Annotated in this window: 27 protein-coding genes and 1 tRNA gene; 26 read left to right on the top strand and 2 right to left on the bottom strand. The window is 42.5% G+C overall.

Going from position 1 to position 25262, the window contains the following annotated elements:
• The first annotated feature begins 675 nt into the window (after positions 1-675).
• The 12 genes from rpmH to MHI51_RS30495 all read left to right on the top strand — a co-directional run bounded on the left by rpmH (position 676) and on the right by MHI51_RS30495 (position 12163).
• Positions 676-810, top strand: a complete 135-nt coding sequence (gene rpmH, locus MHI51_RS30550; RefSeq protein ID WP_036677745.1) for a 50S ribosomal protein L34 — start codon at positions 676-678, stop codon at positions 808-810.
• Between the two features lie 289 nt (positions 811-1099).
• Positions 1100-1450, top strand: a complete 351-nt coding sequence (gene rnpA, locus MHI51_RS30545; protein ID WP_036677842.1) for a ribonuclease P protein component — start codon at positions 1100-1102, stop codon at positions 1448-1450.
• A gap of 86 nt (positions 1451-1536) precedes the next feature.
• Positions 1537-2406: a YidC/Oxa1 family membrane protein insertase gene (locus tag MHI51_RS30540; protein WP_076124330.1), complete on the top strand. Its 870-nt coding sequence runs from the start codon at positions 1537-1539 to the stop codon at positions 2404-2406.
• Positions 2403-3137, top strand: a complete 735-nt coding sequence (gene jag / locus MHI51_RS30535) for an RNA-binding cell elongation regulator Jag/EloR (protein WP_036677749.1) — start codon at positions 2403-2405, stop codon at positions 3135-3137. Before MHI51_RS30540 ends, jag begins: the two co-directional genes overlap by 4 nt.
• Before the next feature lie 109 nt (positions 3138-3246).
• The gene (gene mnmE, locus MHI51_RS30530; protein ID WP_076124328.1) at positions 3247-4623 is read left to right on the top strand and encodes a tRNA uridine-5-carboxymethylaminomethyl(34) synthesis GTPase MnmE; all 1377 of its coding nucleotides are present in this window, start codon (positions 3247-3249) and stop codon (positions 4621-4623) included.
• A gap of 39 nt (positions 4624-4662) precedes the next feature.
• On the top strand, positions 4663-6549 hold the full coding sequence (gene mnmG, locus MHI51_RS30525; RefSeq protein WP_036677754.1) for a tRNA uridine-5-carboxymethylaminomethyl(34) synthesis enzyme MnmG: 1887 nt from the start codon (positions 4663-4665) through the stop codon (positions 6547-6549).
• A gap of 3 nt (positions 6550-6552) precedes the next feature.
• On the top strand, positions 6553-7278 hold the full coding sequence (gene rsmG, locus MHI51_RS30520) for a 16S rRNA (guanine(527)-N(7))-methyltransferase RsmG (RefSeq protein WP_076218353.1): 726 nt from the start codon (positions 6553-6555) through the stop codon (positions 7276-7278).
• Positions 7279-7692: 414 nt separating this feature from the next.
• A complete protein-coding gene (gene noc, locus MHI51_RS30515; RefSeq protein ID WP_036677760.1) occupies positions 7693-8508 on the top strand; it encodes a nucleoid occlusion protein in 816 nt (271 codons plus the stop codon).
• Between the two features lie 178 nt (positions 8509-8686).
• Entirely contained in the window at positions 8687-9448 is a 762-nt protein-coding gene (locus tag MHI51_RS30510) for a ParA family protein (RefSeq protein WP_036677762.1), read from the top strand.
• Positions 9441-10283, top strand: coding sequence for a ParB/RepB/Spo0J family partition protein (locus tag MHI51_RS30505; RefSeq protein ID WP_036677764.1), 843 nt, complete (start codon positions 9441-9443; stop codon positions 10281-10283). Before MHI51_RS30510 ends, MHI51_RS30505 begins: the two co-directional genes overlap by 8 nt.
• Before the next feature lie 197 nt (positions 10284-10480).
• Positions 10481-11626 (top strand): aminotransferase class V-fold PLP-dependent enzyme, encoded by a 1146-nt coding sequence (locus MHI51_RS30500; protein WP_076276331.1) that lies wholly within the window; start codon positions 10481-10483, stop codon positions 11624-11626.
• Positions 11627-11662: 36 nt separating this feature from the next.
• On the top strand, positions 11663-12163 hold the full coding sequence (locus MHI51_RS30495) for a DUF4446 family protein (RefSeq protein WP_076276330.1): 501 nt from the start codon (positions 11663-11665) through the stop codon (positions 12161-12163).
• On the opposite strand, the gene yyaC is transcribed toward MHI51_RS30495, so the two are convergent.
• Complete coding sequence (yyaC, locus tag MHI51_RS30490; protein ID WP_036677770.1) at positions 12135-12743, bottom strand: spore protease YyaC; 609 nt, start codon at positions 12741-12743, stop codon at positions 12135-12137. The two genes, MHI51_RS30495 and yyaC, sit on opposite strands and share 29 nt — an antisense overlap.
• A 119-nt stretch (positions 12744-12862) precedes the next feature.
• On the opposite strand from yyaC, the gene MHI51_RS30485 reads away from it, so the two are divergent.
• From MHI51_RS30485 to MHI51_RS30470, 4 genes are all read left to right on the top strand, one after another.
• A complete protein-coding gene (locus tag MHI51_RS30485; RefSeq protein ID WP_076124321.1) occupies positions 12863-13108 on the top strand; it encodes a DUF3343 domain-containing protein in 246 nt (81 codons plus the stop codon).
• A gap of 21 nt (positions 13109-13129) precedes the next feature.
• Positions 13130-14173 carry a mechanosensitive ion channel family protein gene (locus MHI51_RS30480; RefSeq protein ID WP_076191465.1) on the top strand — a complete coding sequence of 348 codons (1044 nt, stop codon included), beginning with the start codon at positions 13130-13132 and terminating at the stop codon, positions 14171-14173.
• Entirely contained in the window at positions 14173-14385 is a 213-nt protein-coding gene (locus MHI51_RS30475; protein ID WP_036677772.1) for a DUF951 domain-containing protein, read from the top strand. Before MHI51_RS30480 ends, MHI51_RS30475 begins: the two co-directional genes overlap by 1 nt.
• Before the next feature lie 43 nt (positions 14386-14428).
• Positions 14429-14519, top strand: a tRNA-Ser gene (locus MHI51_RS30470).
• A gap of 367 nt (positions 14520-14886) precedes the next feature.
• Here the strand turns inward: MHI51_RS30470 and MHI51_RS30465 are convergent.
• Positions 14887-15084, bottom strand: coding sequence for a YjzC family protein (locus tag MHI51_RS30465; protein ID WP_036677774.1), 198 nt, complete (start codon positions 15082-15084; stop codon positions 14887-14889).
• Positions 15085-15301: 217 nt separating this feature from the next.
• Between MHI51_RS30465 and rpsF the strand changes: the two genes are divergently transcribed.
• The 10 genes from rpsF (at position 15302) to MHI51_RS30415 (ending at position 25254) form a co-directional block, all read left to right on the top strand.
• A complete protein-coding gene (gene rpsF, locus MHI51_RS30460; RefSeq protein ID WP_036677776.1) occupies positions 15302-15586 on the top strand; it encodes a 30S ribosomal protein S6 in 285 nt (94 codons plus the stop codon).
• A gap of 48 nt (positions 15587-15634) precedes the next feature.
• Positions 15635-16141 (top strand): single-stranded DNA-binding protein, encoded by a 507-nt coding sequence (ssb, locus tag MHI51_RS30455; RefSeq protein WP_036677780.1) that lies wholly within the window; start codon positions 15635-15637, stop codon positions 16139-16141.
• A 21-nt stretch (positions 16142-16162) separates the two neighbouring features.
• Positions 16163-16435 carry a 30S ribosomal protein S18 gene (rpsR, locus tag MHI51_RS30450; RefSeq protein ID WP_036651767.1) on the top strand — a complete coding sequence of 91 codons (273 nt, stop codon included), beginning with the start codon at positions 16163-16165 and terminating at the stop codon, positions 16433-16435.
• A gap of 510 nt (positions 16436-16945) precedes the next feature.
• The gene (locus tag MHI51_RS30445) at positions 16946-18895 is read left to right on the top strand and encodes an endonuclease MutS2 (RefSeq protein ID WP_405173478.1); all 1950 of its coding nucleotides are present in this window, start codon (positions 16946-16948) and stop codon (positions 18893-18895) included.
• Positions 18896-19088: 193 nt separating this feature from the next.
• Positions 19089-20807 carry an oligopeptide ABC transporter substrate-binding protein gene (opp4A, locus tag MHI51_RS30440; RefSeq protein WP_405173477.1) on the top strand — a complete coding sequence of 573 codons (1719 nt, stop codon included), beginning with the start codon at positions 19089-19091 and terminating at the stop codon, positions 20805-20807.
• Positions 20808-20891: 84 nt separating this feature from the next.
• A complete protein-coding gene (locus tag MHI51_RS30435; protein WP_036677789.1) occupies positions 20892-21836 on the top strand; it encodes a D-alanyl-D-alanine carboxypeptidase family protein in 945 nt (314 codons plus the stop codon).
• A 322-nt stretch (positions 21837-22158) separates the two neighbouring features.
• A complete protein-coding gene (locus MHI51_RS30430) occupies positions 22159-23184 on the top strand; it encodes an LCP family protein (RefSeq protein WP_076099795.1) in 1026 nt (341 codons plus the stop codon).
• Positions 23185-23378: 194 nt separating this feature from the next.
• On the top strand, positions 23379-23804 hold the full coding sequence (locus MHI51_RS30425) for a CBS domain-containing protein (protein WP_036677795.1): 426 nt from the start codon (positions 23379-23381) through the stop codon (positions 23802-23804).
• Positions 23805-24027: 223 nt separating this feature from the next.
• Entirely contained in the window at positions 24028-24330 is a 303-nt protein-coding gene (locus MHI51_RS30420; RefSeq protein ID WP_170914153.1) for a MazG-like family protein, read from the top strand.
• A 6-nt stretch (positions 24331-24336) separates the two neighbouring features.
• Positions 24337-25254 carry a DUF2232 domain-containing protein gene (locus MHI51_RS30415; RefSeq protein ID WP_076124314.1) on the top strand — a complete coding sequence of 306 codons (918 nt, stop codon included), beginning with the start codon at positions 24337-24339 and terminating at the stop codon, positions 25252-25254.
• The last annotated feature ends 8 nt before the right edge of the window (positions 25255-25262 follow it).

Genomic DNA, 25262 nt, shown 5'->3' with positions numbered 1-25262 from the left:
AGACTGTCACTCCTTTAAATCTTCCAAATGTGGCATCAGCCATGAAGTGGAAATGTCGAAGAAAATAGGTTGGTGCTGATATTTATCCCCAGTAGGCAATATGAAGAGACAAAAAAATATGGATAAATTTGATTTGTTCACAACTTTATCCACAGCTTGTTGATAATTAAGAGAACAAACAAATCTATTCACATTCAAAAGTAATACCATCATAGCAAAACGCCCCTTGTTTTTCAATGAGCAGGGCTATTTTATCCACAAATTCAAGCACTTGTGTACAATTATTAGGAACACCACTACATATTGTTGATAATTTGTTTACGGTTCGACACTTTACGCCAAAGGTTCGATAATTTTATACACAGGTTGTGCTCAACTGTGAGTAGTCGACTTTATTTTTTGATCACAGGTGGATAACTGTCATATCTTGTGGATTACTTTTTTCCTGGGGAGAGTTGTGGATAAAAACCTGAGCTTGAGGGGGAGGAACAAGCCGGTTACTAGGTTGACTTTTGCTCATAAAATATGTTTAAATATATAAAGGTGTTTTCTGTAAGGATATGTCTCGATATATAAAAATGATAATTCTTGTAGATACTGTCCCTACTATAAGGACGGCTTAGTCCGTTTCTGCTTATATGACAGTAATTAAGTTCCTGTAAGGGAGGTGCAATTATGAGACCGACATTTAGACCAAATGTGAGCAAACGTAGTAAGGTTCACGGTTTCCGTAAAAGAATGAGCACGAAAAACGGCCGTAAAGTGCTGGCAGCTCGCCGCTTGAAAGGCAGAAAAGTTTTGAGTGCGTAAGTTAGGCCACTAAGGGACCACTGCGGTGGTCTTTTTTTACTGCTTTTTATTATTATTGCTCTGCAAAAGTCTAGGATCTCGCTTAATGCGCTAGCTACACTTTGCGGGGCTATTTAACGTATATTGAGAAATATTTTGTGAGAAGTTGAAATTATTTTTCCTACTATATATAGAAGCTTAATTTCAGCACAGCAAATGTAGTCGTTTATGGCTGCTTGCAAATGCCTATACTATTAGAAGAAAAAATTCGGAGGGACACTTAAACCGGATTTTTATGAAGGAGATTCCCGTGCACAAAAAGTTACGTTTACGAAACCGTGCCGACTTCAGTCGTGTATACCGCCATGGGAAGTCATTTGCGAATCATCAATTTGTAGTGTATTGGTTTGGCAAAAAAGAGGTAGAGCGATTTAGAGTAGGTGTGTCTGTTAGCAAAAAGGTCGGAAACGCGGTTGTCCGTAACCGTATGAGAAGATTAGTTAAGGAAATCGTCCGTCACCATGAACCTGAGATTGCAGGTGGCTTAGACATGGTGTTTATCGTAAGAAAAGGAGCGCTTTCCATGGAGTATGCAGAGCTCGAAAAAAGTGTGCTGCATGTGCTTCGTAAAGCCAAGCTACTCAAGGCTTCCCGCAAATAAAGGGTGCTTAAGAGGCTTGTTTATTTGTATTCATAATTATGGTATGATTTACGGTGGAATGGAATGTTTAAGAGAGGGGTTTTGAAGTGTCTCTAATGAAGACTAGACGAGGAAAATGGTTTCTCCTCATCACGGTAATGGTGTTGTCGTTAGCTGTTCTGTCGGGATGCGCTCCGTCGGCTGCTGTCACGCACACTACGGAGGATTTGAAGAATGGAGGCTTCTGGCAAAGTAATGTAGTGTATTATTTCGCCATTGCCTTGGACAAGTTTGCAGATTGGTTTAACGGAGAATATGGTTTAGCCGTACTTGTGATGGTTATTATTGTCCGCACGTTGATTCTTCCGCTTACTATTAAACAGGTGAAGAGCTCGCGTGCAATGCAAGCCATTCAACCGGAACTCCAAAAGATCCAGAAAAAATATAAAGACACACCTGAAAAGGTGCAGCAAGAAACAATGCGTTTGTTCCAAGAAAATAAGGTTAACCCAATGGCGGGTTGTTTACCGCTGATCGTACAAATGCCTATCTTTATCGCTCTCTACAACTCGATCTACTATAATCCACATCTACGGGAGCATACCTTCTTGTGGCTGGAGCTTGGTAAACCGGATCATCTGTTTATCTTGCCAGTACTAGCAGCATTAACAACATTTATTCAAACTAGAATGATGACCAAAATGAACCCAGTGCAACAACAAGGGCCAATGCAGTTCATGATGATGATCTATCCAGTTCTGATCTTCGTTATGTCGTACAACTTCCCTGCAGCCTTGCCATTATACTGGGTGTACAGTAACCTTTACACTATTATTCAGAACTACTTCTTATACCGCAACAACGATAAACACAAATTGGCAATCGCAAGTGCTGTAAAAAGTACAGATGACTCCAGTCCTGCTCCGAAGAGCAAAGGCGGCAACAAGTCATCGAAGGGAGCCAAAAAGTCAAAATGAGCAAAGTCGTCGCAACAGGGAAAACCATTGAAGAAGCTGTAGAACGGGGACTAACCCAGCTTGGAGTTCAAAAGGACCGGGTAACGGTCAACGTACTTGAGCAGCCATCAAGAGGATTCCTGGGATTGATCGGTGCGAAAGGTGCCAAGGTTGAACTAACCTTGATAGCCGAAGCCGCACCGGCATCAGCGGCGAGTGCTCCGTCACTGCCTCAACAGTCAGCAAGAGAGAGCAAACAGGAGGCCATCGGCGGTGTGCCACGCCAAGATTCCGGACAACCGGTGGAGGAAGCTTACCAAGAAGCCGTTCATTTCATTGTGGATGTCGCTAAGAGCATGGGGCTCGAAGTGGAGGTAGAAATCGTCCACACCAAGGAATCCACGATTCTGCAAATTTCCGGTCCAGATTTGGGACTGTTAATTGGCAGAAGAGGACAAACTCTCGATGCTCTACAGTATTTGGCTAATATTGTAGCTAACCGTTATTCCGACAGTTTTATACGGCTTGTGTTAGATGCAGAGAACTTCCGTGAGCGCCGTAAAAAAACGCTTGAAGAGCTGGCTGATCGTTTAGCCGGACGTGTAATTCGCACTCGTAAAGAGGTTGTATTGGAGCCAATGTCTCCTCAGGAGCGCAAGATTATCCACTCCAGGTTACAGGATCACCGGCAAGTGAGTACCCTCAGTAAAGGCGAAGAGCCAAATCGCCGCGTCGTTATAACCTTGAAGTAAAGACTATATGGATGCAATGACTCCTTGACCAATGTAAGGGGTCATTGTTTTTTTAAAAATAAAAGAACGTTTCTATTCAAAAAATATAAGTTTTGGGGTGAAAAACAGCATGCTTAGTGACACCATTGCTGCCGTATCGACGGCATTAGGCGAGGGAGGAATTGCTATTATTCGGGTAAGTGGCCCACAGGCTATTTCCCAAGTGGCACCATTATTTCGTAGCCGAGTTCCATTAACTGAAGCGGAATCGCATACCGTTCATTACGGACATATCGTCAGTCCTGATAACGGAGAGAAGATGGAAGAAGTGTTGGTAACCGTTATGAAAGGACCACGTTCTTTTACGACAGAGGATGTAGTAGAGATCAGTGCTCATGGCGGTGTAATTTCTGTAAGAAGAGTGATGGACTTACTTCTGCAGCAGGAGATAAGGTTAGCCGAGCCGGGGGAGTTCACCAAGCGTGCTTTCTTGGGCGGACGTATCGATTTATCGCAGGCTGAGGCTGTTATTGATTTGATTCGCTCTAAGTCTGACCGGGCTTTTTCTGTAGCTTTAAAACAGGTTAGCGGATCCTTATCGGATCGAATTCATGCTTTACGCCATACACTTATTGAGATGCTGGCTCATATTGAAGTGAATATAGATTATCCAGAACATGATGTAGAATCCATGACAGCTGAATTTATTAAAGATAAAAGCAGTGAGGTTATGGAGGGAATAACAAAGCTGCTTAAGACATCTAATGAAGGAAAAATACTTCGTGAAGGGATTACGACAGCTATTGTCGGACGTCCGAACGTTGGTAAATCATCATTGCTAAACGCATTAGCGCGTGATAACAAAGCGATTGTAACAGATATTCCAGGAACAACACGTGATGTAATAGAAGAATTTATAACGATAAATAATATACCGCTTAAGCTGCTCGATACAGCGGGAATTCGTGAAACGATGGATGTTGTTGAAAAAATTGGGGTGGAGCGCTCCAAAGCGGCAGTTAGTGACGCCGACCTGATTCTACTTGTGCTGAATGCTAATGAAGAGCTGCATGAGGATGAATTGGCATTGATGGAACAAATCCACGGTAGACAGTGCCTAGTAATCATGAATAAAATGGACTTACCGCCCAAACTGGATAAGGATAAGTTGCTCTCATTTTTTGAAGAGTCTAACATTGTACCGATGTCCGTTCTGGAAGAGGAAGGTCTAGACAAACTTGAAGATGCCATTTCGACACTCTTTTTTGGTGGAAAGCTGGAATCGGGTGACTTGACATATGTGAGTAATGTGAGACATATAGCCCTGCTCAAAAAAGCCTATAAATCACTTCAAGACGCATACGATGCTGCAGAACAGTATATACCGATTGATATGATTCAAATCGATGTACGGCTCGCATGGGAACAGCTTGGGGAAATAATTGGCGATACTGCAGCTGACTCTTTGTTAGACCAAATATTCTCACAATTTTGTTTAGGAAAATAAGATTCACGATTTAATATAATTTCAAGGGGGAAACAGGACATGAGTTATGATGGAGGCAACTATGACGTTATCGTCATTGGCGCTGGTCATGCTGGCTGTGAAGCAGCACTGGCTGCAGCCCGGATGGGTTGCAGTACGTTAATGATCACAATTAACCTGGATATGGTCGCATTCATGCCCTGCAATCCGTCCATAGGCGGACCTGCCAAAGGACATGTAGTGCGTGAAATTGATGCGCTTGGCGGAGAAATGGGCCGCAATATAGATAAGACATTCATTCAACTGCGTATGCTGAATACAGGTAAAGGACCAGCAGTACATGCTTTACGTGCACAAGCTGATAAATTTCTTTATCAACATACAATGAAGGAAACTATGGAGAAAACGCCTAATTTGACACTTCGTCAAGGGATGGTTGAGCGTTTAATCGTTGAGGATGGACGTTGTGTAGGTGTAGTTACGAAGACCGGAACCGAATACCATAGTAAGACTGTTATCCTGACAACAGGTACTTACCTGCGTGGTAAAGTGATTATGGGTGAGCTAACATATGAAAGTGGACCTAACAATCAACAGCCATCCGTGAAGCTTTCTGAGAACTTACGGGAGCTTGGGTTTGAATTGGTGCGTTTTAAAACAGGTACTCCACCACGTGTACATCGTGATACGATCGATTTCTCTAAGACAGAAATTCAACCAGGGGACGATGAACCGAAATTCTTTTCGTTCGAAACGAAATCATCCGATAACGAACAGCTTCCTTGTTGGTTAACGTATACCTCTGAGGTTACTCATCAGATTATTAATGATAACCTTCATCGTGCGCCGATGTTCACAGGTATTATCGAAGGAACTGGCCCACGTTATTGCCCTTCTATAGAAGATAAGGTCGTAAGATTCAGTGATAAATCTAAGCATCAGATCTTTTTAGAGCCAGAGGGAAAAAATACATCGGAATACTATGTACAAGGTCTGTCCACTAGTCTTCCTGAGGATGTCCAGCTAGCTATCTTACGTTCCATTCCTGGTATGGAAAAGGTAGAGATGATGCGTAACGGCTATGCTATTGAATATGATGCAATGGTTCCTACACAGCTATGGCCATCTCTTGAAACCAAACGTCTTCCAGGTCTATTCACTGCTGGACAAATCAATGGCACTTCCGGTTATGAGGAAGCAGCAGGCCAAGGGGTTATGGCTGGAATTAATGCAGCACGCAAAGTGCAAGACAAAGAACCCGTAATCCTAGATCGTTCACAGGGATACATTGGTGTACTCATTGATGATCTCGTGACTAAGGGAACGAATGAACCTTACCGTCTGCTTACTTCACGTGCAGAATATCGTTTGTTGCTTCGCCATGACAATGCAGATCTAAGACTTACACCTATCGGTTATGACATTGGTTTGATCACACAGGAGCGTTTCGATAACTTCACAGATAAGAAAGAACGGGTGGAGCGTGAAATTGTTCGTCTGCAAGAAACAAAGGTTAAACCTGTTGATGTAAACCAAGTACTAGCGCAATATGAATCGGCACCTATTGTAGATGGCAGTAATTTGCTTGTTCTGATGCGGCGCCCAGAGCTTGTATATAGTTTTGTTGATCAAGTATCACCATCACCAGAGATGCTGGATGCAGAAATGAAGGAGCAAGTAGAAATCCAAATTAAATATGCCGGATATATAGAAAAACAACTTCAACATGTGGAGCGCCTGCAAAAGATGGAGAAGAAAAAAATTCCAGATGACATTAATTATAATGAAATCCATGGATTAGCGATGGAAGCGCGGCAGAAGCTGACTAAGATTCACCCGATCTCTATCGGGCAGGCTTCTCGGATTGCGGGAGTTACACCTGCTGATATTTCCATTCTTCTTGTATATCTTGAGCATTACAACCGGGTAACCGCGGCGAAAGGATAAGCTATGGATAATACGGAAGTTCAATTCACACAACTATTACAGGAACGAGGCATATCCCTTACAGCAGAACAGTTAGCACAATTTGATCTGTATTATAAGGAACTCGTAACCTGGAATGAAAAAATGAATCTCACGGGTATAACTGAGCGAGAGCAGGTATATACGAAGCATTTCTATGATTCTATTTCATTAGCTTTTTTCCTTGATATTAACGAGATCACCAATCTCGCAGATATCGGTTCAGGAGCTGGGTTTCCAGGAATCCCACTTAAAATATGTTTTCCTCATTTGAAGCTAACGATTGTTGATTCGCTCAATAAACGAATTTCATTTCTGCAGCATGTAAGTACGACATTGGGATTAACTGATGTACAATTGATCCATGGGCGGGCAGAGGATGTCGCGCGCAAGTTCACTCATCGTGATGCCTATGATTTGGTTACAGCACGTGCGGTAGCAAGACTGTCTTTATTGAATGAATTTTGTCTTCCCTTCACACGCAAAGATGGGGTGTTCGCTGCAATGAAGGGCAGCGATCCTTCAGAGGAATTAAGCGAAGCTAAGTACAGCTTAAAAGAGCTTCGTGCTGAACTCAGCAAAGTGGAGTCGTTCAGCTTACCAGTGGAGGAGTCGGATCGACATATTGTTATGATCCGGAAGACAGGAGCAACACCAGCTAAATACCCAAGAAAAGCGGGAATTCCTGCCAAAATGCCATTGATAAAATAATGTTTCACGTGAAACATTGCCGATACTCAAAGTTCCTTTAGGAGCATTCTCTTTGAACAAAGGGAATGCTCTTTTTTTATGAAGATGATGATAACAAAAATCGATAAATATCAAATTAGATAAAAATTAGATTTATAAGCTGATTTGGTTGTTGCACCTGTAAAAATGCAGGAAAAATAGGTCTTTACGGAGAATATGATTATGTGGAGAAAAGTGATAGAATAGCATAGTAGACTTTAATTTTGTATATAACTCCTTCTCTGTACTCTTGTTCGAAAGAAGGAGAGATTATGATGCCTGTTCATTACAGGTAATTCCATAATATCAGAATGTTTTAGATTGCTGTACGATATGCTTTCCGTGAAGAAGGTCAAGAAGATCGTACTATAACGAAATTAGGTGGTTATGAACGGAATGAAAGAACAATTTACCAAGCTATTTGGGTTTAACGAGCGGAGCAGCGGAGAAGAAATCAAACAAATACCAGTTCATGAGGTCGTTAGCAGTCCTTACCAACCACGGACTATATTCGATGATGACAAAATTGATGAGTTATGTCAGACAATTAAAACTCATGGTGTCATTCAGCCTATTGTTGTACGTATGCGAGATTCCATATATGAGATCATCGCAGGTGAACGGCGCTGGCGGGCAGTTAAAAAGCTTGGTTTAGAGACGATCCCTGCTATTGTCCGTGAGTTCAATGATTCTCAGGCAGCATCTATTGCGCTCATAGAAAATCTACAGCGTGAAGGTTTGACCTCCATAGAAGAAGCTGTCGCTTATCAGAAGTTAATTGATCTTCATCAATTAACACAAGAAAGCTTAGCACAACGCTTAGGCAAGAGTCAGTCGACTATTGCGAATAAGATTCGTTTACTCCACTTACCTGAAGAGGTTAAGACAGCGTTGATGGAACGTCAGATTTCCGAAAGACATGCGCGTTCACTCTTATCACTGGATAGTGTGGAAATGCAATTAAAAGTTTTGGCAGAGATTATTGCAAAAGGATTAAATGTTAAACAGACGGAAGCTCGTATTGCTTTCTATAAACAAGTTTCGCAAACTAAAAAGTCAAAACGGGTCTCCTATACCAAGGATGTTCGTCTAGCTCTTAATACAATTCGTCAATCTATTGATATGGTGTCAGGCTCAGGTATGGAAATCAAAACGTCAGAAAATGACCGTGGTGACCATTACGAGATTGTAATCCAGATCCCCAAAAGATAAATTGTTTCAAAAGCTGAAGGCGGCCTTAAAGTGATTGGCCGCCTTTTGTGTGACTTAAACCAGGATGTATTGCTCAGTCCTGCATTTTAGAGTTTTAGCTCATATAAAGTAACATAGTTTGGCCGTTTGTACTTGCGATCTACGAGAAGATTCTTCCTAACTATTCGAGGTGAAATTAGTGTCCAAGATTATTGCCATAGCAAATCAAAAAGGCGGTGTCGGTAAAACAACATCCTCTGTGAACCTAGGTGCCGGTATGGCTACATTAGGAAAAAGAGTGCTTCTAGTTGATATCGATCCTCAAGGTAACACTACCAGCGGCGTTGGCATCAACAAGGCGGACGTAGCGAATTGTATATATGACATTCTCATTAATGAAGTAAATCCTCTAGAAACGATACTTGAAACTCAAAATGAAGGACTGCACATCATCCCGGCGACCATTCAATTAGCGGGGGCGGAGATCGAATTAGTATCAACGATTTCCAGAGAGTTGAAATTGAAAAAAGCCCTAAATGCGGTTAAAAATAATTATGACTACATCATCATTGATTGTCCTCCATCCCTTGGGATTTTGACGATCAATTCCCTTACAGCTGCTGATTCGGTAATCATTCCGATTCAATGTGAATATTATGCGCTCGAAGGGTTGAGTCAGCTTTTAAACACCGTGCGTCTAGTACAAAAAAATCTTAATCCGCATTTAAAAATAGAGGGAGTACTATTAACTATGTTGGATGCCCGTACGAATCTAGGGATCCAAGTCATCGAAGAGGTTAAAAAGTATTTTCAGGAAAAAGTTTACAGAACTATCATTCCTCGGAATGTCCGCTTAAGTGAGGCGCCGTCTCATGGACAATCCATTATTACTTATGATCCTCGCTCAAAGGGAGCAGAAGTGTATTTAGAGTTGGCAAAGGAAGTGATTTCTTATGAGTAAACGTTTAGGAAAAGGTCTGGATGCTCTGATTCCTTCTTTATCTATTAATGAAGATGATAAGGTAGTAGAAATCCCATTAGCTCAATTACGGGCTAACCCTTATCAACCACGCAAGGATTTCAATGAAGAAGCAATCCAGGAATTGGCTGAGTCCATCAGACAACATGGCGTGATTCAACCGATCATTGTACGGAGTGTTTTGAAGGGGTATGAAATCATTGCCGGGGAACGCAGATTCCGGGCTTCGCAATATTGTGGTAAACCTACGATTCCAGCAGTCGTAAGAAATCTAAGTGATCAACAGGTCATGGAGATCGCCCTGATTGAGAACTTGCAACGTGAAAATTTAAATGCAATGGAAATCGCAGTTGCTTATCAAGGTTTGATGGATCAATTTTCACTCACACAAGAAGAGCTATCACTTAAAGTTGGAAAGTCCAGATCACACATCGCTAACTTCCTAAGATTGCTTACTTTACCGGAAGAAGTAAAAGAATATGTTTCACGTGGAACAATGTCTATGGGACATGCACGAGCTATTGTTGCCCTGAAAGATCCGGAAGTTATTAAACAATTGGCTGAACAATGCGTGGAACAGCAATGGAGCGTAAGAGAGCTTGAAGAAACAGTGAAAAATCTGGATCGAAAGCCAACGAACGGTACAAAGATTAAAGTTGTTAAACGTGATCCCTATATTGATAATGTAGAGGAAGTATTACGTGAACGGTTTAAAACAACGGTTAAGATAAAACAAGGTAAGGAAAAAGGGAAGATTGAACTGAATTACTACAGTGCGCAGGACTTAGAAAGATTGTTAGAATTATTGGGTAACTAAATGGGTATCTATGCCAAGAACATATCCTGAGCTATCCGTAATCGGATGAGTAGGGGTATGTTTTTTCAAAATATAAGGATGTATAAAGTGCAGCTGAATATTATCCTTATATTTTCTACAGATAAGGTTATTATCAATAAAGGGCGACAACGTTGTTTCTTCTTAATGAAAAAGAGTATGAGACGAGGAGCGGGGTTATGGAAGACTTCGTATATTTGGATCATGCGGCTACGTCCTGGCCTAAACCTCCAGAGGTGGCAGCTGCGATGATGAATGCTTTGCAGTCGGGAGCAAATGCTGGCAGAGGAAATTATTCGTTGGCCATGGGAAGCGGACGGGTGTTGGTGAGAGCCCGGAGTTTGCTGGCGGAGTTGTTTGGGGTTTCTAATGCACAAGACATAGCGTTTACCCAGAACACTACGATGGCATTAAATATGGCGATTAGAGGTACGCTCAAAGCAGGGGATCATGTAATCTCTACAATGACTGAACACAATTCTGTGCGGAGACCTTTGGAATATTTACGTAAGTCACTAGGGATAAGTGTTGATTATCTGAAGGTGGATCGAGCGGGTCAATTGGATTTGTACGAATTGGACAAGGCGTTTCGACCGAACACTAAAATGGTAATTTGTAATCATAGCTCCAACTTACTAGGTAGTATACTTCCCATTGGTGAAATCGGGGATCTAGCTAAAGCAAAGGGTGCTATATTTCTAGTGGATGCTGCTCAAAGTGCAGGCTCGCTTGATATTGATGTGAAAAAAATGAATATTGACTTATTAGCTTTTCCTGGGCATAAAGGGTTGCTTGGACCACAAGGGACTGGTGGGCTCTATATATCACCTGAATTGGATCTCGAGCCCTTAATGCATGGAGGGACAGGCAGTCAATCTGAGAATAGTGAACAACCCTCTATTCGCCCAGATCGGTATGAAGCGGGAACGCAAAATGCGGTAGGAATTGCTGGTTTACTAGCCGGTGTTCAAAAGGTAAAATCGATAGGGACAAACGTTATCCACGAAAGAGAGTGGAAGCTGACTCAACTGCTGATGGAGGGCTTGTCCCATATTCCAAACATTAAACTATTAGGGCCCACATTAGGGGCTCCGAGAACTGGAATTGTGTCGTTTGTAGTGGATGGGGAAGAATCGGCGAATATAGCCCACCGTCTAGATCGTGAGTATAAAATAGCCGTCAGAGCGGGTATGCATTGTACCCCACTGGCACATAAGGCTGTTGATACACTAGAAAGTGGTGCTGTTCGGGCGAGTGTAGGCGTAGATACAACAGAGCATAATATAAGCAGAATGCTAGCTGCTATGGATGAGTTATATGGCTGATGCCCGCAGCAGATAAATAAAAAGGATGGTCCATTCATGTCTGAAATGAATCAATTAATTAATGAACAGTTGCAGTGGTTTGTGTTTGGTTTCGTAGTAATTATGCTAGTACTGATAGTGACTGTAATCGCTCAGGGAGCTAAGCTGCGGACTATACGGCGCAAATATGAGGCCATGATGGCAGGAAGCGGTGTGGAGGATCTGGAAGGCCTTCTGGTTGATCTGAAGAACCAAAGCGACATGCTGGAAGAAGAACAACGTGAGCAAAAAGCGTTGATAGAAGCTACCCAAGTCAAAATCCGCGGCATGAAGTCAAATATCGCTCTGAAGCGTTATAATGCCTTCGGTGAACGTGGTAATGATTTGAGCTTCTCGGTGGCTATTCTGGATGACAATAGCAGTGGCATTGTATTAACCAGCCTTCATAATCGTGAGAACTCATATATTTACTCCAAGCCTATGCAAAATGGGCAATCACAATATGCCTTATCGCCTGAAGAAAAAGAAGTTATAACTCTCGCGTTGCAGCAGAAGTAGCATGCAGGTTCCATTGTTTTAAAGCAGAATATAGACTTGTAGCGATAATATCAGATAAGCGCATGACTAGACTTAGCCGTGTATTCTGCAATACGAAATACTCCATAAAGCCGCCGACATTAACGATTCCAGTCAAATGGATATCTCCAACCGGCGGCAATTGTTTATTTACGCCAGCTCCTGGTCTGAGGGGACCTTCAACGACTTGGATGCAGCCAACACTAGTAGAGTGACCTAAGCAGGCATCTATTCCGATGACAAACGGGTTATTATATTTTTCATTAATTAGAGACAAAGTCTCTTCAAGATTGACGGCATGAACCGGTTCTTCAAGGGTACCGTATAAATGAAACAATGGACTATGAAAACGGGATAATGCAGTACCAACAAGAGGACCGAGAGAATCTCCGGTGGAGCGATCAGTGCCTACACAGATGACGATAATTTGAGTCTCTGGACGCGTGCGTGAAAAGTGAAAAAGTAGCCGATGAGTAATTGCGGAATAGATATCGGGATCTGTATGTGATATTTTTAAACAGGACGTTTCTTGCGCTGCTGTAGCCTTGGATGAGGAGTTCATACCATCTTCCTTTCTAAAGGTGATTCTATTTGTTGGTATCTAGTATATGGATAGAAGAGGGGTTTTATACTCCAGCAGCAAGAGATAGGACGATAAACCTATGGAGAGGCTTGACGTATATGCAGGATGAGATGTTAATAGCGTTTGACTCCACCCAGCAGGCGCTTCGTGCTGAAATGCTGCTTGAGTATGCTGAAATAGAAATTGATATATTTCCAACTCCGAAGGAGATCACCGCAGGCTGTGCAATTTCAATTCAGTTTTTTCAAAATGCGCTGGAAGAGGTAAAAAGAATTATAGTTGAGCAGGAAATAGAAATACGTGGCATCTACGGAAAACACAACGAGAACTACATACTGATTTAGGGGTAGGGAGGAGTACATGCGATGAATATGTGGATACTGGAGGCTGATACACCCGGTGCGGATACATTAAAAGATGCCATTCGCTTTAAAGATAAGGTGTGGAATTGGTTTACCGATGCTGATATGTGGGCGGATGTATTATTTGCGGGTCTACGGATTCTTGTTATTTTTCTCTTAACCCGGGTTATTATTAAAATTGTTTCTAATATTATTGATCGTTCGCTTGAGCGTAAAACCGGTGGCAGACTTCTGTCCAACACACGAAGGTTTACTACGGTTGGGGAATTGATGAAAAATGTAGTGACAGTTATCTGTAATTTTGTGATGATCATGCTCGTGCTTTCTGAGTTCCACTTCGATTTGGCACCATTGTTGGCTGGAGCGGGTGTGCTTGGTTTAGCAGTGGGTTTTGGGGCACAAAGTTTGGTGAAGGATGTTATTACAGGTTTCTTTATTATTTTAGAGGATCAATTTGCAGTGGGTGATGTAATTCAAACGGGGACATATAAAGGAACGGTAGAATTAATTGGACTGCGAACAACCAGACTGTTAAGCACAACTGGAGAAGTATTTATTATCCCGAATGGATTAATCACGAACGTGACCAATTATTCTCTCTCGAATGCATTGGCTGTAGTTGATGTTCCTGTAAAAATGGAGCGGAGCTTGGAGGCCACGCTAGGTTTGATTGGAGAAGCGCTAAAAGGAATAGAAGAGCGTAACTCTAATGTTCTTGCTTATCCTAATGTGCTCGGTATACAGTCCATGAGTACTTCGGAATATGTAATTCGTATAGCGGCTAGCTGTTTACCTAATGCAAAAGAGGTTGCGGAGAGACAGATTCAGAATGATATTAAGCAGGCACTAGAGAAACTCAGCAGTCTAGAGCAGGCCCAAGCTGCTCAAGCCGAAGAGGAAGCGCGTTTGAAGGCAGAAGAAGAAGAAGCAAAGGCTGAAATTGAACTGGCAAAAACAGAAAATGAGCAGGAAGTATCGGATACGCCTGACACTGGATCAAGACGCCAAATCGCAGCTACACAAGAGGGGAAAAAGGGGGAAGGGTAGTGGAACGTAAAGTTTTTCAGCTTGGAGATATTGTACAGATGAAGAAACAGCACCCTTGCGGTTCTAATGAGATGGAGATCATTCGTATGGGGATGGATATCCGCATTAAGTGTACAGGATGTCAGCATAGTGTTCTGATTCCCCGGGCGAAATTCGAGAAGAATATGAAGAAGGTACTGCGTTCTGCAGAGGGAAATACAGACAATAATTAAGCTTGCAAATGGCATGTCTGCATGATACAATTATTTTTGCTGCGGAGAGGTACCCAAGAGGCCCAAGGGGGCTGACTCGAAATCAGTTAGGCGTGTCACAGCGTGCGTGGGTTCGAATCCCACCCTCTCCGCCACTTCAGCATAATATAACATTTTAATGAATCCTTCGTTCCTGTAACGGAGGTTTTTTTGTGTCCACTGAGCTGTTTGCAAAAGATCATAACATGCAAAAAGAAGGGCCCTTTCGGGTCCTTCTTCAAGAGGCAGTACATCAATGATGTTGGAATTTCTCTGTATATAGCGACTAAAGTGATTTAGGCGTTGCTGAGGTTACTGCTTTTTAGACAATAACCCACTACTATTCCCAGCTAACAATAGATGCTGAATCAGATATCCTGTGATTGTGTTCGTCTACGACGGCCAACGGAACCACACCTCTCTTTTGTACTGCCTGAGTATAGTATGTGTAATGTCGTTTTTTTTATACACATTTATTTTTATTTAATGTACACGTGCTTTTTCAACCTTTTTCCACTTCCGATTTTTGTTACTGGTCTCGGGGAAGGTGTCCCCTTTTTCCATTTTAATATGCTGTGGATTCTGAATTTCGGTATGGAAGCTTCGCGCTTCACCTACCTCTGTATACATGCCTGGATTGGGGGCTTTGTCGCCTTTTTCATATTCTGTCTTTTCGCCCATCATTATCGCTCCTTCCTTAAGTGCAGATGAATTCACCGATTATTGTGCGCAGGTAGGGTTTTTTTCATGTAAAAAGAGGGTGGAAGGTTGTCCGGTATTAATATTGCTTGCACTCTGCTGCTCGTTTTGGTATATTAATCAGGTGCGAGTCTATGTTTGTGCTCGTTCCTTGCTCCTGACGTGATTAGGGGCCTCAGACCATAAGGAGGTGAAAATTATGCGCAAATATGAAGTGATGTACATTATTCGTCCTGACATTGAACAAGAAGCTGTTCAAGCAGCAGTCGATAAATTCCAAGGCATCATCTCCAATGGCGGGGAAATTACAAAGCACGAAGTGCAAGGTAAACGCCGTCTTGCGTATGAGATCAAGAAATTCCGTGATGGCGTTTATGTTTTGGTTAACTTCAATGCAGAACCTGCAGTAGTTACTGAATTAGAACGTCTTATGAAGATTTCTGACGAAGTTATTCGTTATCTCATTACGAACGACGTTGCTTAAGATCTTGACAAGCTTTGTAATGAATCGCTCTAAAGGAGGGGACCAGAATTGTTGAACCGTATCATTTTGATCGGACGGTTGACCCGTGACCCGGAACTTCGTTATACTCCCGCTGGTGTTGCCGTAACTCAATTTACGCTTGCCGTAGATCGTAACTTTACGGGCCAGAACGGTGAACGTGAGGCAGACTTCATCCCGGTTGTTACCTGGAGACAGCTAGCAGAAACCTGTGCCAATTATTTGCGCAAAGGTCGTCTGACAGCAGTGGAAGGACGCATCCAAGTGCGGAACTATGAGAATAACGAAGGTAAACGTGTATACGTAACTGAAGTTATTGCTGATAATGTTCGTTTCCTGGAATCTTCACAAAGCCGTGAAGGTGGAAATACTTCAAGTGGTGCAAGTAGTATGCCTGAAGAGCCAGCATATGGTGGCGGTGGTAACGCTGGACGCGGAAATAACAACAATAATTTCTCGCGTAACAACAATACTCAAGATCCTTTTTCGGGCGATGGTAAACCGATTGATATATCGGATGATGATTTGCCATTTTAATTAGGAAGGACTGAAAAGAATATGGCTTTTAAACCAAGAGAAGGCGCTGACAACGACAAAAGACCAGCACGTCGTGGTGGACGCAACAAGCGTAAAAAAGTTTGCTTTTTCACTGTGAACAAGATTACTCACATTGATTATAAAGATACTGAACTTCTTAAGAAGTTCATCAGCGAACGTGGAAAGATTTTGCCACGTCGTGTAACAGGTACAAGTGCAAAATACCAACGCGCTCTTACCATTGCTGTAAAACGCTCGCGTCAAATCGCGTTGCTTCCTTACACAACGGAATAGGACGTTTTATAGAAGCAGTCGGGAAACCGGCTGCTTTTTTGTTGTGAAAAGCCAGCGTGTGGATTACGTTGACGTTCCATCTGGAATGTGTTAAATTACAGCTATCCTATAACAAAAGGGGAAATATTGATGTTGGTGACCGTTCTTAACTAGCAATTTCATAACACTGGATTAGGAAGGCTTTAGCAGGCTCGTCTTTTGGCGTTTACGTGCTCTATTTGAGTTCGTTTCGCGCAGAGGTCTGTTGTTCCTAACGGTGGATGATTTAGTTAAGAACACACGAAGCGTCATATGGCCTCTTTACGGCTATTGTTCTCTTTGTAATTAACCGTGCTCTTAGAGCACGGTTTTTTTGTTTTTCGGCCACCCTGGCTTTTATGGGGACCTTAAAACGCCAGAGAACAATAGCATAAAAAGAAGGGCAAGGACTGCCATAGTGGCATTCTTTGTCCTTTTTGCGTTAGGGAGATTTAGTTCCAAAAAAAGTTAGATCAATAAGGAGGATTTGCTGTGAATTTACAAAGTCTAAACACGTTGGAATACGAAATTATTAAAACCGAGCTTAGCCGTCATGCCGTATCTTATGTAGGAAAGAAAACTGTAGAAGAGCTTATGCCTATGACCTATTTGTCTTCGATTCAAAGAGCGATGGAGGAAACGTCTGAAGCTAAAGAGCTGCTCGAGCGGGGGTCCAGTGTACCGATTCCTTCATTGGAGGGGATTGAGTGGATCATGTCACTAATGGGGACTGGATATTTGTACAGTGAGCAAGACTTCACTGCAGTGGCTACATTTCTAAAGAGCTGTAGTCAATTGCGCAAATATATGGCTTCTAAAGAGCAAAGTGCTCCCCGGATTGCTGCTTATGCTTCCTCGCTGCTGGAATTAAATCATGTGCGGGAAGCAATTGATCGTTGTATTCGCTTTGGGGCGATTGATGATGGAGCTAGTAAGGGGTTAGAGCGGGTTCGTAAACGGATTGGCGTAGCTAAAGAACGTCTTCATAAAAAAATTGACGGGATCATGTCGCGCCATCAATCGATTTTGCAAGAGAATATTTATAGTCAGCGTGGTGGACGTTACGTTATCCCCGTAAAGCGGGAGTATCATAAGCAAATAAAGGGATCGGTACTTGATCAATCCACAAGTGGACAGACGGTGTTCATCGAACCAGATGAGATCGCCTCCATGCAGATTGAGCTGGATTTGTTATTAGGAGAAGAGGCGCGTGAAGAAGCTGTGATCCTCAGTATGCTGACCAGCATGGTAGAACAGGAACAAACTGCACTGCGCCTAAATATCGAGGTTACAGGCATCTATGATTTTATTTTTGCCAAAGCAAAATATGCACGAACGCTGGGAGCATCTGAGGTTACTCTAAATGATAGGGGTTTTCTAAGGATGAACGGAGGCAGACATCCCATGCTGCAGGGCATGATTCCAATTAGCCTGGAGATAGGGAAGGGATATAAATCCCTAATCATTACAGGTCCAAATACAGGCGGGAAAACGGTGGTGCTCAAGACCCTCGGGCTGCTGACCCTCATGGCTCAATCCGGGTTGTTGATTCCGGTCGAGGAGGGGAGTGAGTTTACGGTCTTTACGGATGTGATCAGTGTAATCGGAGACGGACAAAGTTTGGCCCAATCACTCAGTACATTTTCGGCACAAATGAAGAGTATTGAGGGAATGCTGAGAGATGCCTCTAAAGGGGTGCTGCTGCTCATTGACGAGCTGGCGGCAGGTACAGACCCTGGTGAAGGAATCGCCCTCTCAATCGCCATTCTGGAAGAGCTGAGCCGTAAAGGGGCCAATATTATCGTCACAACCCATTTTAATGAGCTAAAAGCCTTTGCCGCTGCGACAGCCGGTTTTCAAAATGCACGAATGGAATTCGACAAAGAAACGCTGCAGCCGTTGTATCGTCTGACTATCGGAGAAGCGGGGGAGAGTTACGCTCTGCAAATTGCCAAAAAGCTGGGTATCCAGGATAACGTTATCAAGCGATCGTGGGAGATCGTTGAGGCGCAGCAGCAAAGGCTGCAGAAAGGTGATGGGTCGGCATGGGCAAGTGTTTTTAGCAAAGAGGGAGAGAAAGGGAAGACTGCACCTGTTATAGAGGATTTTGAAAAAGAAGAAAAGTCTGCGGAATCACTGAGCGATAAGGAGAAGCAGACTCAATATGAAATTGGTGATGCCGTTCTTGTAACTTCACTAGGGCGGATAGGCATTGTTTATGAGAAAAGAGATCACTTAGGAATGGTCGGAGTGATGATCCAGAAGCAAAAAATGCGGATTAATCATAAACGTTTAAAACCATATCTATCCAAAGATGAGCTGTATCCTGAGGAATATGACTTTGATATAATTTTTGAGAGCAAGGATACCCGTAAAAAGCGGAAATTGATGCAGCGTAAGCATGTCGAAGGCCTGAGAATTACGCATAAGGATGAAGAATAATGTAATAAAAGGATCTGCCTATGAGGTAGGTCCCTCTTTTTTTATAAATACTATGAAATATGCGTAAATTCAAGCAGGAGTATAGGCCTAAAGCTTAGAAGTTATTGTAACCATTCTAAAACTTTGTTACAGTAAATATTTATTCCATAGCTTATAAGTAGATATACGTTCAACTAGAGAAGGGAAGGAACACATGAAGAATAAGAAGATATGCGGGTTCTTGTTAACAATGCTCGTGATGACTACTGTATTGTCAGCATGCAGCAGAGCAGGTACCAGCAGTAATTCATTATCTTTACATCACAATGAGGTGGTCGAAAAGCCACAGACTGGCGGAGTAGTTACTTATGGATACTCATCGCCGTTTATGGGCTTCTTTGAGCCTGCTTTTTATGAAGGTGAAGATGACTTTCATGTGCTGGAGTTTATTACTGAGGCCATGTTTACGATAGATGATGATTTATCAACGGTTCCTAATATCGCCACTTGGCAGGAGTCCGAGGATCATAGAATATTTACCTTTAAAATTAAACCGGGAATCCGTTGGCATAATGGAGATGAACTGACCGTAGAGGACTGGAAATTTGCGATGGAGACTATTGCTAGTCCAGACTACACCGGATCGCGTTATTATAGTGTGGAAATGATTCAAGGTGCAGAAGCCTATCATAAAGGTGAGGCGAAGAATATAACAGGTCTTAAGGTTATAGATCCTTATACTTTGAAAATAACAATGACAGCTGCCCGCGTAAATACGATTGATAATCTATGGCCGTATCCGATGAATAAAAAATATTATACTGGAGTCGCTGTTAAGGATATGCCTGAGAGTGATCAGATGCGAAAAAATCCGATTGGGATTGGCCCCTTTGAGGTGAGCCTTATTGAACCTGGCCAGCGGGTCGAGATGAAGCGCTTTGATCAATACTATAAAGGTAAGGCTTTATTGGATGGTGTGTTGTATAAGGTATTTGATGACAAGGAAATCATCAGCCTGTTTGAACAAGGCGTAATTGATATAGAGAATGCCCCACGAGATACTTATGAAAAGCTGAGCGAACTCGATAATATTAGTATTTTACAATCAAATGAGCTTGCTTATGAGTATATAGGGTTTAAATTTGGGTATTGGGATAGTGAAGCTGAAAAAATCGTAATGGATAACCCTAAATTTGCGGATAAAAGATTACGTCAGGCGATGTATTATGCACTTGATCGGGAGGGGATCATTCAATCATTTTCTCATGGGTTAGGCAAGCCTATAGAAACTCCGGTTTCCAGTGCAAGCTGGGCGAAGATCCCTGACAGTCAGATTAATACGTATCCCTATGATCCGGAAAAAGCGAAGCAGCTGCTTGATGAGGCTGGTTTTGTAGATGTTGATGGAGATGGGCTGCGTGAGGATCAAAAAGGAGAAAAGTTAGTTATTCATTATGATTCTATGCTAGGCAGTCATTCAGCGGAGTTACGAACTGCTGCTGTTCTGGAGGATTGGCGAGATGTGGGACTCGATGTGCAGCTTAATGGTGGGGCGTTAAAAGAGCTCAATACCTTCTATGAAGCAGTAGAGGCTGATGATCCGTCCATTGAGTTGTTTAACGGGGTATGGGGATTAGCTAATGATCCTGATCCTTCAGGTCTCTGGAGGGAGAATGATTTGTGGAACTACCCACGTTGGTCCTCGGAGCGGAATGAAGAATTGATTCGCGATGGCACAAGTATGAAGGCATATGATAGAGATTATCGACAACAAATCTATTATGAATGGCAGAAGCTAGTGAATGAAGAGGTTCCAATGATCTTTTTTGCGGAAAGAGAAAGCATTACTGCTGTTAATAAACGTCTACAAGGTGTGCGTGTTGATTCTTTGGGCTCCATAATTGAGCCTAATAAATGGTGGATAAAGGACTAAATTAAAAAAAATAAAAAAAATTACGCAAAAAGTGAAATCAAATTGCTGTTTCATTCGTCATATATATTATGGAGGATGACAACGATGAAGAGACGGATATTGATATGGGCTGGTGCAGCTTTGATAGTCGTTGTCTTAATTACGGTGTGGAGGCCTATCGAGCTGGGCTTTAAACCGGATATTGACGCGGGTTCAGCAGTGCTGCTAGATATGGATAGTGGAGACATATGGGTCAATATAAACGGCGATGTGCCTATGCCACCGGCCAGTGTGTCTAAATTAATGACTGAAATGATTGTGCTGGATCACATAACCTCTGGAACCCTTAGGTGGGAGGATAGAGTCCCTATTAGTGCTTACGCCAGTCAAATGGGAGGTATGAGTCTCTCATTAAAACGAGGAGATTTCTATACAGTAAGGGAGCTATTCGAAGGCATTACCATCTATTCTGCTAATGATGCTGCAGTTGCATTGGCAGAATATATGGCAGGATCAGAGGATTCTTTTGTACTTATGATGAATGATAGAGCACGTAGTTTAGGTTTATCTCCTAATACGGTATTTACCAACGCCTCTGGATTGTCGAGCAAGGATCTTGGTATCATTCGTCAGCCTACGCATATCGGTGGCCAGACGATGATGACAGCGAGGGATACAGCCAAATTGGCAGCTGCGCTAATCCATAATCATCCTGATGTACTGAATATTTCCGGTCGTACTCAGATGCAATTAAAGGATAAAGGGTTATATGTTAGTAATAGCAACCTTATGCTTCCAGGTATGGGCGGCGCTTACGCATACGATGGGGCAGATGGGTTGAAGACTGGATATGATAGCCAGACGGGATATTGTATTGCGGGATCAGCCCAGCGAGAGGGGCACCGGCTTATTGCGGTCGTTATGGGGGCAGAGACCTATGGCAGCCGATTTGAGGGTGCTGCTAAATTGTTCGATTATGGGTTTTTCCGCGGTTTACATTATGGAGAACGGGTAAAACATATTATACATGCCCTTGGAATTCGAAGTTAAATTTGGAGCATCATACCAGTAATTATTACTTGGTATGGTGCTTTTTCCCTATTCATGTCGGTATTTGTTGTTTCTTTTTATCCATTTAGTGATTACAATAGAAATATTGTTTTATCCCATATTATTTTAGAAACGCAAAAAAACTTTTTTCTATAATTTAGAATGACCCGAATTTCCTGAAAGGGGGGACAATAAGATAATGGAATAAGGGACAGTAAATTCGCCGCCGTGAGAAATAAAACCATGACTGCCTGAGAACGATCAGGAGGCATTGTAAATATATGGTATTTGTAATTATTCTACAATAAAGAAGGAATCAAAGATGAAAAAAATAAAGAAAAGATACATTGCGCTAATTGTTCTCGTCGTTGTTATAGCGGGAGGCTTTCTGTTTCGGAATTCTTTGGCCGTATTAGCCTTTGACCTCTTTTTGTCCGATCGGGTAGAAAGCAAGCTGAAAGAAGAATCTTACCAGCCACTTAAGGATGAGAATAAGGTTAAGCCAGAGCCGGTTGTATACAAAAGCGATCCATTCTCGCTGATGCTGCTCGGGACTGATCAACGCGACAATGAAACCGCACGTTCAGACACTATGATGTATGCTGTTGTTCGCCCTGAGGATTACAAAATTCTGCTTATTTCTATTCCACGTGATACGTATACCGAGATTATTGGGCATAACGATAATAAAAAAGATAAGATTACCCATGCTTATGCTTTTGGTGGGCAGCAAATGGCTAAGGATACTCTGGAAGCACTGCTGGAGCATGATATTCAGTATTATGCCACCATTAACTTTCAAGGGCTCAAGGATGCCGTTGATGCTATTGGAGGCGTTCCGCTGCCAATCAAGAAGGACATTGTAAACAAGGGTAAGGACCATGAAAAGTTTACGATCGAGGGTGGAAAGTCGAATTATAACGGTCAAGAAGCACTCAACTATACACGCTACCGTGAAGATAGTGACTTTAACCGGACCAAACGCCAACAGGTTTTTATTGATGTCGTAGCTAATAAAATGTTATCGATCAGCCAAATCGGCAATATTCCTAAGCTGCTGGATATTATGGGCGATAATTTCAAGACCGATATTGAGCCTTCAATGATTATTAGTCTGGCCAAGAAATTTATGGGCGGCAAAGATATGGATATCTCAAGCTTTACGGTAATGGGCGAAGGAAAACGTATTGACGGACTTTATTATGATATCGTTGATGAAGAGGACTTGCGCGAAGCTAAGGCGCTGATTGATAATTGGATGAATGCAGGAACACCTGTAGATCAACTGATTGAGCCGGGAAAAGCAAGTAATGCACTCGAGCCCAAAGCAACAGCAGTTACGCAGTAATTCTAATTGGAAAGCTAAACTCATATAAATAAATTGCAGCAGCCATAAACATTCTCATGGCTGCTGCTTACTGTCTTCATGTTATAATGAGTTGGAACTATTATTTAGCTGCTACGTATAATCACATTGGCATGGCAGTAAAAGGAAGTTAAAGAACCGTAATTCCTTCGGAACTCTTTGAGGAGGATCAAGAGATGAATATTGCATTTTTTTTACTTCCGAAACAGGAGGTGGCCTGCGTAACGCTCGATTCTACGCTGCGCCAAACGCTTGAGAGGATGGAGTTTCACCGCTATACAGCAGTCCCGATTCTTAACCGTAATGGAGAGTATGCCGGCACGGTAACGGAAGGTGATCTGCTCTGGTACATGAAAGAGTCGGAGGGTAAGGTTTCGTTTGAGAACGCTTCAAAATTTTTGCTGAAGGACGTTCCATTACGTATGAATAACAAGCCGGTCTCAATTGATGCGGATATGGAAGATCTAATTAATTTGGCTAAGGTGCAGAACTTTGTACCTGTGGTCGATGATATGAACCGGTTTATTGGAATTGTTCGCCGGAGTCAAGTCATAGAATATTGCGAGAAATTTGTAACAAGACAATCACAGGAATCATTATAGTCCCAGTGTATTCGCGGTTATAGAAGCTATCGGAACAAGGCCTGTATTTCCGGCGATAACGGAATGCGGGTCTTTTTTAAAGAAAGCTCCTCTCCAAAAAGAGGCATAGTCAGCATGGATTGAAGCATACTTAAGGGGCGCGGGGCGTCCAGTGTGACACCGAATTTTTTATGCTATAATGGAGAATAAAGCTTTTTGCCGGAGGTAGAGAGACGTGTCCAATGTGCCGAAGGATCTGGATGTAGCCAAGCGCGCCAAGGTAATTGAATGGCTGAAAACCGAAGTGATTGATCAAGTTTCAAGGTTATTTAAAGCGTTATGGGAAGGCAGTACTACCCGTGTCGGTGACAGTCTGGCTAGCTTGATTATGAGCTCTTATATTTTGGGCCGCAGACTAGGGATTCCTTATCGTTCTTTAGATGACTTGCTACTGGAGAAGCTTAGAAAGCACAAGCAGGAAGGGCATCAACTGGAAGATTGGTACCAAGATATATCTGCTTTAGAAGAACATATGCGTAAGAGGTGAATACTGTTGAAATTTCGCTGGTCATCTGTGGCTTGGAGCGTAGCATACTTACTTTTGCTGCTTAGTTTAACGACTCCACTCCTCATCATCACTACCCTGTTTATGATTGTTCCGGCAGTAGTGTTGTTTACTACCCTGAACACGAGACAATTTGTGCTGCATGTATTGCCGGTGTTGCTGATTGTAGGCTTGATTACACCAATTTATCTGTTGATAGCTGCGTATTTCTTAATACCGGCTCTGGTTATGGGGCGCTGGTATAAAAGACATGCCCCGGCCATGTCTACCGTGATCGCAGGTACGGTTACGATTCTTGCACAGTTCCTGCTGCTTTTGCTGCTGGGTACGGCATTATTTAATTTTGACCTGTCTACCTATGTGAACGATGTATTGCAAATGGTTAATTCACCTCTGTCTGAGCTCGGAACTACCAATCCTCTGCTCACTGATATTGGATTTTCAACTGAGGATGTAAACAAGATAAGTCATATGACGGTTCAAATGATCCCTATGACTCTAATCGTAAGCTCCTTCATGATTGCTGTGATTACGCATTCTATTGCCCGCCCGATTCTGAACAGTATGAATTATGCAGTACCTAAGATGAAGCCTGCACGTGAATGGAGACTTTCGAGATCGTTTATTTGGTACTATCTGATTGGTGTTGTTCTACAGCTCTTCTTCTCAGGGTCGGAGAACAATTTCATCCTCATGATTTCTGCCAATCTTCTGCCACTGCTGCGAATTGGCTTTATGATTCAGGCCATCGGATTTTTCTTCTTCCTGGCGCATGAACGCAAATGGAACAAGATGTCTGCCGTTTTGTTAGCGATACCGGTTATTTTACTGCCGCCGCTGCGCATTATTGGTATTATTGATCTTGCGTTCCCACTGCGGGAGTATGTGACCAAATCGAAACGATAGGGTGAGAG

Origin of the sequence: Paenibacillus sp. FSL H8-0260, assembly GCF_045040625.1 — a bacterium.
Classification (GTDB): domain Bacteria; phylum Bacillota; class Bacilli; order Paenibacillales; family Paenibacillaceae; genus Paenibacillus_AQ; species Paenibacillus_AQ odorifer.
The sequence above is the reverse complement of the archived record's forward strand: the minus strand, read 5'-3'. Positions and strand labels throughout refer to the sequence as shown.